This is a genomic window from Hoylesella buccalis ATCC 35310 (assembly GCF_000177075.1).
Classification (GTDB): Bacteria; Bacteroidota; Bacteroidia; order Bacteroidales; family Bacteroidaceae; genus Prevotella; species Prevotella buccalis.
The window spans coordinates 1-8194 of the sequence record NZ_ADEG01000098.1; the positions used below are offsets into that span (position 1 = coordinate 1).

Annotated in this window: 8 protein-coding genes; 2 read left to right on the forward strand and 6 right to left on the reverse strand. The window is 48.5% G+C overall.

Annotated elements, in window-relative coordinates; all coding sequences use genetic code 11:
* Nucleotides 1–308 precede the first annotated feature (308 nt).
* Both HMPREF0650_RS11070 and HMPREF0650_RS12865 read left to right on the forward strand, forming a co-directional pair.
* Nucleotides 309–1265 carry an NAD-dependent epimerase/dehydratase family protein gene (locus HMPREF0650_RS11070; RefSeq protein ID WP_004350826.1) on the forward strand — a complete coding sequence of 319 codons (957 nt, stop codon included), beginning with the start codon at nucleotides 309–311 and terminating at the stop codon, nucleotides 1263–1265.
* A gap of 19 nt (nucleotides 1266–1284) precedes the next feature.
* Nucleotides 1285–1464 carry a hypothetical protein gene (locus HMPREF0650_RS12865; RefSeq protein WP_004350828.1) on the forward strand — a complete coding sequence of 60 codons (180 nt, stop codon included), beginning with the start codon at nucleotides 1285–1287 and terminating at the stop codon, nucleotides 1462–1464.
* 69 nt (nucleotides 1465–1533) lie between these two features.
* Here HMPREF0650_RS12865 and HMPREF0650_RS11075 read toward each other — a convergent pair whose 3' ends face one another.
* From HMPREF0650_RS11075 to HMPREF0650_RS11100, 6 genes are all read right to left on the reverse strand, one after another.
* The gene (locus HMPREF0650_RS11075) at nucleotides 1534–2760 is read right to left on the reverse strand and encodes an anaerobic sulfatase-maturation protein (RefSeq protein ID WP_004350830.1); all 1227 of its coding nucleotides are present in this window, start codon (nucleotides 2758–2760) and stop codon (nucleotides 1534–1536) included.
* Nucleotides 2760–3455, reverse strand: a complete 696-nt coding sequence (locus tag HMPREF0650_RS11080) for an SGNH/GDSL hydrolase family protein (protein ID WP_004350832.1) — start codon at nucleotides 3453–3455, stop codon at nucleotides 2760–2762. The genes HMPREF0650_RS11075 and HMPREF0650_RS11080 overlap by 1 nt, the downstream gene beginning before the upstream one ends.
* A 17-nt stretch (nucleotides 3456–3472) precedes the next feature.
* A complete protein-coding gene (locus HMPREF0650_RS11085; protein WP_004350833.1) occupies nucleotides 3473–4237 on the reverse strand; it encodes a UDP-2,3-diacylglucosamine diphosphatase in 765 nt (254 codons plus the stop codon).
* Nucleotides 4238–4407: 170 nt separating this feature from the next.
* Entirely contained in the window at nucleotides 4408–4728 is a 321-nt protein-coding gene (locus tag HMPREF0650_RS11090; protein ID WP_004350835.1) for an iron-sulfur cluster assembly protein, read from the reverse strand.
* 111 nt (nucleotides 4729–4839) lie between these two features.
* The gene (locus tag HMPREF0650_RS11095; protein WP_004350839.1) at nucleotides 4840–5622 is read right to left on the reverse strand and encodes a ZIP family metal transporter; all 783 of its coding nucleotides are present in this window, start codon (nucleotides 5620–5622) and stop codon (nucleotides 4840–4842) included.
* A gap of 216 nt (nucleotides 5623–5838) precedes the next feature.
* Nucleotides 5839–7851, reverse strand: coding sequence for a BCCT family transporter (locus HMPREF0650_RS11100; RefSeq protein ID WP_004350840.1), 2013 nt, complete (start codon nucleotides 7849–7851; stop codon nucleotides 5839–5841).
* Nucleotides 7852–8194: the final 343 nt, after the last annotated feature.

Genomic DNA, 8194 nt, shown 5'->3' on the forward strand with positions numbered 1-8194 from the left:
AAAAAGTAAGATCGACTTTCAAATTCTTACCAGAATTTTTCGGGGATGTCAAAAAAAAGTTGTTATTTTGCATAAAATAGGCAGCACCCCAATATAGAAAGTAAACTTTCTCTATGTTCGGTTTGCGCTGTTTTTGCATAAAATAGGCTGCGCCTTGACAAGGGAAATATATTTTCTTTGTATTAGGTTTGCGCTATTTTTACATAAAATAGGCTGCGCCTCAATATAGAAAGTAAACTATCTCTATGTTCGGTTTGCGCTATTTTTGCACTAAATCGTCTACTAAGGGTTAAAACACATCAAGAATAATGAAGAACATTTTGGTCATTGGGTCAACCGGACAGATTGGTTCGGAGTTGACCAGAGAACTACGAAAACAGTATGGTAACAGTCATGTTGTGGCTGGATACATCATCGGAGCAGAGCCTACCGGTGAACTAAAGGAGAGTGGACCGTCGGCCGTGGCTGATGTCACGAACGCGGAACTCATTGCGAAGGTGGTTAAAGATTATCAAATTGACACCATCTATAACCTCGCCGCCCTGCTCTCTGTGGTAGCAGAGTCGAAACCAAGGCTGGCTTGGAAGATTGGCATTGATGGCCTATGGAACATTTTGGAGGTGGCGCGCGAGAATCATTGTGCCGTATTTACCCCCAGTTCGATAGGTTCGTTCGGCCCTACCACGCCGCATGACATGACACCGCAAGACACTATTCAGCGCCCACAGACCATCTATGGCGTTTCAAAGGTGACCACCGAGCTGCTCAGCGATTACTATTTTCATAAATATGGGGTAGACACGCGTGCGGTAAGGTTCCCGGGAGTCATCTCGTACGTCACCCCTCCAGGTGGAGGTACCACCGACTATGCCGTCGACATCTATTACAATGCCGTGCGTGGTGACCGCTTTGTTTGTCCCATCAAGGCCGGAACCAAGATGGATATGATCTACATGCCCGATACGTTGAAGGCTGCCATCATGCTCATGGAGGCCAATCCAGACAAGTTGATACACCGCAATGCGTTCAACATCGCATCGATGAGCTTCGACCCAGAGGAGATTTATGCGGCCATCAAGGAGCAAAAGCCTGAGTTTGAGATGGTGTATGACGTGGATCCACTGAAGCAGAGCATTGCTGAAAGCTGGCCCGACAGGATGGATGACAGTTGCGCCCGTGCTGAATGGGGATGGAATCCAACCTACGATTTGGAAAGCATGACCAAGGACATGCTGGAGAAATTGGCCATCAAACTCAACAAATAACCCGCAAGAAGGGCCTCACGTGATTATTTTTGAATGCGATTATAATAATGGCGCACACCCACAAGTGTTGCGCCATTTGCTTGAAACCAACGACCAGCAGTCGCTCACCTATGGCATTGATGAATGGAGCGAACGCGCCAAGGCAAAGATTAAGGTGGTCTGCGAGGCACCCAACGCACAGGTATTCTTCCTCACATGAGAGGAGAAAACGATGAGCTGTTTTCTGCCACAGAGTAGTTGCAAAAGGATGGTGACTTACCGTATGCTCTTATAATAAGCCGTTCTTGATGGCATCCATGACGTTGGATGGCGGACGGTGAGCAGTGAGTTCGCGCTTCATGAAATCCATGTATGGGGCTACATGTTCAAAGAAACGGTAGTAACCTTGGCATAGATAATTCAATCCAGGCTCACCCTGGGCCGTTTCAGAGAATCGGTTTTTGGGACATTCACCGTGACAGGCGAAGAGGTAGTGACAGTTTTTGCACTGCTGTGGCAAAGAGCGGTATTTATTTTGTCCAAAGGCTCGTTGACGCTCACAGTACATCATCTCTGTCAAGGTGTTGTCGCGAATGTTGCCAAGTTTGTACTCGGGAAATACAAAGTGGTCGCACGAATACACGTCACCGTTGTATTCCATCACGCCGGCATGCCCACATTCTCTGGCCATGGTGCACAAGCTGCCATCCATTCCCATCCAGTTGGCCAGGGTGGTGTCAAACAACTGCACGAAAGTAGACCCCACATCGTTGCGCACCCATTGGTCGAAAACAGTGCAAAGAAAATGTCCCCATTGTTCAGGTGTGACCGAGAAGTCAGCCAACTCTGCTTGCGCGTCATCAGCCATGGATGCCAGATGCCGCCCATCGGGATGGGTAGATATCCGTTCGACGATTGGTGTGAACTGCAGGTAGTGGCAACCTATGTCCTTGAAGAATTGATAGAAATCGAGTGGATAGTCGGCATTGAAATCGTTGACCACGGCCATGGCGTTCCATTCTACTTGATGTTTGTTCAGGCAGTTGATGCCTCTCATTACCTGACGCCATGAAGGTCGGCCGGCTTTGTTGCGCCGGTACTCGTCGTGAAACTCTTCAGGACCATCGATGGAAACGCCCACCAGCCAACCCTGGTCATGGAAAAATTGGCCCCACCGGTCGTCAATCATCGTCCCATTGGTCTGTATGACATTGTCTATCTGCCTGCCCTGCGCGTACTGACGCTGCAATCTGACCACCTTTTCATAAAACGACAGGGGGCGCATGAGCGTTTCTCCGCCATGCCAGCAGAAAAGAACCTGCTGCATGGTCTGGCTCTCGATGTATTGCTTGACAAAGCGTTCGAGCATTTCATCGCTCATGACGTGCCGTGCGTCGTGGCGATACAACTGCAACTTCTCTAAATAATAGCAGTACTCACAAGCCAGGTTGCATGAAGCGCCCGCAGGCTTTGTCATCACATAGAGCGGGCGAGAGAAGGGCGAGGCGATGGCCATTAGCGCAGTTTTTCAACCACGGGCACAATCAGTTTCTCCATCACCGCATAGCCAGCAAGGTTGGGATGTACGGTTTCGGGTGTGTATTTGCTGTCCATGCCGTTGCCATCTTTGGCAAGCAGGGCCGTAAAATAGTCTACGTATGGTATGTTGTTGGCTTTGGCGTACGCCTTTACCCGTGCGTTAAGACTGCGAATTTTCTGCATCCCGTCTGTGATGTTGGGTCGCCAACCGAAGTTGCGGGCAGGGAGACAGGAGGCCAAGATGACCTTGATTTTGTGAAAGCGAGCCATTTCCACCATCGAGATGATGTTGCCATAGGTCAGTTCTTCGTTGTAAGCTCCCGTGTTTTCAGCGATGTCATTGGTTCCATAATTGAGCACAACCACCTTGGGTTGCAGCTTGATGACGTCCTCGCGAAAACGCAAGAGGAATTGGAAGGAAGTTTGTCCGCTGATGCCTCGGCCGATGTAGCCATGCTTTTTGAAGAAGTCGGGGTGCTGGTTGACCCATCCTTCTGTGATGGAGTTGCCCATAAACACGACGCGCTTTTCACCTTTGGCCAGCTTTCCCAGTCGGGCGTTGTCTTGTGCATATCGTTTATAGTTCGCGAATTCGTGATGCTGAGCCACTGCCTGGCTCGCCGAAAATAACATGGATGAGAAGAGAACCATGCTTAGAAATTTAGTCTTCATTGATGTATTATTTGTATTTATGGTTTGCTTTCGCCTTCGATATATTGCTCCATGAACATGTGCTCGCCATCAAAGACGGCATAGGTAAACTGCCATATCCAGTCGCCCAGGACCAACATGCGGGCCTTGCGACTCAGCGTCAGGTCGAGTTCAATGTGTCGGTGTCCGTAGATAAAATAGTCTACGTCGGCATGCGTCTTCATGTATTCGTGGGTAAACTGCACCAAATATTCCTTGTCCTCCCCAAGATAAGGCGTCTCTTTGCCATCGGCTCGCTTCAAACGACTGTGCTTTGCCCAGGTTAGTCCAAGCCACATGCCCCACCGCGGATGGATGGCATTGAACAAACGCTGACAGGTAGGGTTGTGAAAAATCTTGCGCAACAGCTTGAACCGATGGTCGGGATCGCCCAATCCGTCACCGTGTGCCAAGAAGAACACCTTGTCGCCGATTTCTGTTGTCAAGGGTTTTCGGTGGACAATCACACCGCATTCTCGTTCCAGGTAGCCGTAGGTCCACAGGTCATGGTTGCCGACGAAGTAATGAACCTCCACGCCCATGTCGGTGAGTTCGCTAATCTTACCCAAGAAGCGCGTGTATCCTTTCGGCACAACATATCGATATTCGTTCCAAAAGTCAAACATGTCACCCAGCAGATAGATGGCCGATGCCTTTTCCTTGATACTGTCCAGGAAGCGCACCAGTCGTCTTTCTTGTGTTCGTTGGTGTTGGATGGCCCACGAGCCAAGATGTGCATCAGAAAGGAAATAGACGTTTTTCATATTCAGTTTGGAATTATTTTCTTTGAACTTTTTGGGGTGTCACCGTGTGATTGGTTTACTTTGGCCTGTCACCTTCATGGCAAGCTTTGCAGGAATGTGACTATCCAACCTGTCTCCTCGCTCCTCCTTTCTATGGGTGGAGGGCTTTGAATGGGAGGCACTGCCATTCTTTAGTCAAATCCTAACTCTACCCTTGCCTCCTCGCTCATCATGCTCTGGTCCCATGCTGGTTCGAAGACCAAGTTCACGTTACAGGCCTTGATGCCTTCGAGGCTCTCTACCTTGCTTCTCACATCCTCCAGGATGAAGTCGGCCGCAGGGCAGTTGGGTGCGGTGAAGGTCATGTCCATGTCTACCGTATGGTCGTCTTGCACGTCCACCTTGTAAATCATACCGAGGTCGAAGATGTTGACTGGTATCTCCGGGTCGTACACTGTTTTGAGTACATCCACGATTCGTTCTTCCAATATTGTTTTCTCTTGTAATGTCATATTTTATAGTTATATAAGTTCACGAGTTCACGAGTTGACTAGTTTACGAGTTGTTAGCTTTTTTACTAATGATAAAGTTCAATGTTCAATGTTCAAAGTTCAAAGTAAATTTTAGCCCAGCACCACATCCAGTGTCATCATAATGAGAAAACCAATGGCAAAGCCGATGGTGCTCCAGTCACTGTGCTCGCCCTGTGAGGCCTCGGGTATCAACTCTTCTATCACTACATAGAACATGGCACCAGCGGCAAACGACAGCATGAAAGGCAGCGTGGGCGTGAGCAAGGCGGCCAATAAGATGACCAAGACCGAGCCTATCGGTTCAACCACTCCGCTCAGTGCGCCCATGGTAAACGAACGCCATTTACTTTTACCTTCAGACTTCAGGGGCATGGATATGATGGCTCCTTCCGGAATGTTCTGGATGGCAATGCCCAGTGACAGTGTCATGGCAGCACCCACGGATATGCCAACGTCACCTTGCAGCATACCGGCAACCACCACGCCCACGGCCATTCCTTCGGGGAAGTTGTGTATCGTGACGGCTAAGATGAGCATGGTGGTGCGACTTAAATGCGCCCGTGGCCCTTCGGGTTCGGTGCTCCCTAGGTGTAAGTGGGGCGTGATATGGTCGAGCAGCAACAAGAATCCGATGCCTATCGCAAAGCCTACCGCAGCCGGCAATACCTGCCATTTACCCATGTCGGCCCATTGTTCCATGCTGGGAATGAGCAGCGACCAAATCGAGGCAGCCACCATGACGCCCGACGCAAAGCCCAGCAATGCTTTTTGAACCACTGCTGACATTTGGTCCTTCATGAAGAAAACAAACGATGCGCCCAACACAGTTCCTGCGAGGGGCATGGCTAATATCAAAAGCAAATCACTCATCATGGTTCGTACTTCTTATGAATGACGGGGAACATCATCATGTTGTCCCCTTCATCAATACGTTACAAATGTAGATAAAAAATTCCGAATAGGAAGTTTATTTTTAGAAAAACAAAAAAGGGTACCTCCGTGGTACCCTTTTTAAGTTGGTTCAATGCCGTCTGTCGACCTGTTGGTGCGCCGTTGTACGGAAATGCTCTCGGTGCAAGCCTTGAGTGATTACTTCAAGTGGTCGCGGTCTATCACCAATAGTTCATTCTGTTCGTTGCGAATGATGCTGCTGAATCGTTCGTATTCGCGCAGTACGTCTGCGATGATTTCTTCCTTCGTCAGGTATTGAATGTCATTGCCGCGCCTACCATCGTTATAATAAGTTACTGGCACGTACAGGTCAATCGTGTCAATGTTGGGCGTGTTCTCGTCATCGATGAAGTAGTCGGAGATGCTTTGTCGTTCGGGCATCACTCCATAAACAAAATTGTTCATCTTATTGTGCGGAATCATCAGTTCAATTCTCATCTTGCCCTCCTGCTCGCCGCGTATCTCGGCATGGATTCCTTTCGGCTCCAATGCCGCCAGAATCTCTTCAAAGGCTGGCCGAACCTTCTCGGCCATGAATCGTTTAACATCTTTTTTCTGCGAGTAGGTCAAGATTTGATCCAATCGTTGCTCCCAATGTTCACCGTCCCAATTGCGACTACCATAGGGAAGTTTCGTCGAGTGATACAGGTTGTCCAGCCTCAAAGCCTTGACCAAGCAGAAGCACAATAGGGCGATGACAATGCCAAAAGGTAAGGCCGAGATTAAGGTCATGGTTTGTAATGCCTTCAAACCGCCCGTGCGCAACAGCAACAAGGATAGTAAGCAGAGCAGGGCACCCCAGAATACGTTCTGCCAACGGGGCGAATTGGGCCTGTTCTTGGTTGAGATACTGTTCATCACCAGAATGCCCGAGTCACAGGATGTCACAAAGAACACGGCAATCATCATAAGGGCCAGTCCACAAAGAAATTGAGACATGGGGAACTGTTCCAGGAACTTGAACAGCAGTACGTCTGGATAGTTGGCCAGAGCAGACAACGCTCCGTTTGCGGTATTTTGGTCAAACCAGATGGCTCCGTTGCCAAAAACCGTCATCCACACAAAGATAAGTAAGGACGGAACCAACAACACGCCCAGGATATATTCACGAATGGTGCGCCCTTTTGAGATGCGAGCAATAAACAAACCTACGAAAGGCGACCAGGAAATCCACCACGCCCAGAACATCACTGTCCAGTCGGTGAACCACTGTTGGCGTTGTGGCTCAAAGGCAAAGGTGTTGAAGGTGAGGTTGACAAACTGACTGAAATAATGCCCAACACCTTCACTGAATGCGCTCAACAAGAAGATGGTGGGGCCTAGTGCCAGGACAAAGATCAGCAGCATTACCGCTAACGCTAAATTAAGCTCGCTCAATCGCTTCACACCTTTGTTCATACCCAACAGTGTAGAACAAATGGCTATGCTGGTCACCGCGATGACCAATGCAACTTGCCAGGTAAAACTTTGCTCTTCTACCAGTCCCAAATAACTCAGTCCGGCGTTGAGCTGCATGGCTCCCAATCCTAAAGAGGTGGCAATACCGAAGAAGGTACTCACCAAAGCGAAGATATCCACGACATCGCCTACGGGTCCATTGATTCTATCTTTCAACAAGGGATATAAACCACTGCGAATGGCCAAGGGCAATTTATAACGATAAGAGAAATAGGCCAGCACCAGACCCACGATGGCATAAACACCCCAAGCGTGCAACCCCCAATGGAAAAAAGTGTGTAACTGAGCCTCTTTTGCCGGAATTGCGGAGTCGGCCAACGCTGGTGCTACATAATGAGTCATCGGTTCGGCCACACCATAATACATCAATCCAATGCCCATGCCGGCCGCAAAAAGCATCGAAATCCAGGAGAAAAAGCCATATTGTGGTTCTGAATTGTCTGCGCCCAATCGGATGTTGCCAGCCTTGCTGCACGCTAACAGCACCAGAAACACCATGAAGAAGGTGATTAGCAGCACGTAAACCCAACTCATGTTTTGATAAACGTAGGTCTGAACCGTGGTCAACACGGATTCGGCTTGGGCCGGAAAAAGTCCGCAATAAATAGATAGGAGAATTAATACTGACAAACCAGGAATGGCTACTTTGCTGTCAAAAGCTGTCTTGAATTTAAATGTTTTTTGTCTTTCCATTGTTTTTATTTCTGTTCAAGCCTCGCGGCAAACTGTCTTGGAAGCACATGTTACATTTGTCACTGAGTCAAACAAACGCCCAGAGACAGATACCAGGATGAGTTGCACCCTACAGTACTTCATGGATAATTGTGACATCTTTGTAGGAAAAACCTACGGTCACGAGCATAAAATAAGCTATTTTAGCGAGTGCATCAAATGGTTTTGCAGACTAAAACAGCGTATATTACTTCACAGAAAGCTTGCGCGACGGATGAACGACGGCGAACTTTCTACGTACAAAATTACAAAAAATATGTTACAATCGGTTATTTATTTTCATCATTTAACGTAAATCGTATGG

Coding starts and splice junctions, on each gene's coding strand:
- HMPREF0650_RS11070 (WP_004350826.1), top strand. CDS start 309: ATGAAGAACATTTTGGTCATTGGGTCAACCGGACAGATTGGTTCGGAG.
- HMPREF0650_RS11075 (WP_004350830.1), bottom strand. CDS start 2,760: ATGGCCATCGCCTCGCCCTTCTCTCGCCCGCTCTATGTGATGACAAAG.
- HMPREF0650_RS11080 (WP_004350832.1), bottom strand. CDS start 3,455: ATGAAGACTAAATTTCTAAGCATGGTTCTCTTCTCATCCATGTTATTT.
- HMPREF0650_RS11085 (WP_004350833.1), bottom strand. CDS start 4,237: ATGAAAAACGTCTATTTCCTTTCTGATGCACATCTTGGCTCGTGGGCC.
- HMPREF0650_RS11090 (WP_004350835.1), bottom strand. CDS start 4,728: ATGACATTACAAGAGAAAACAATATTGGAAGAACGAATCGTGGATGTA.
- HMPREF0650_RS11095 (WP_004350839.1), bottom strand. CDS start 5,622: ATGATGAGTGATTTGCTTTTGATATTAGCCATGCCCCTCGCAGGAACT.
- HMPREF0650_RS11100 (WP_004350840.1), bottom strand. CDS start 7,851: ATGGAAAGACAAAAAACATTTAAATTCAAGACAGCTTTTGACAGCAAA.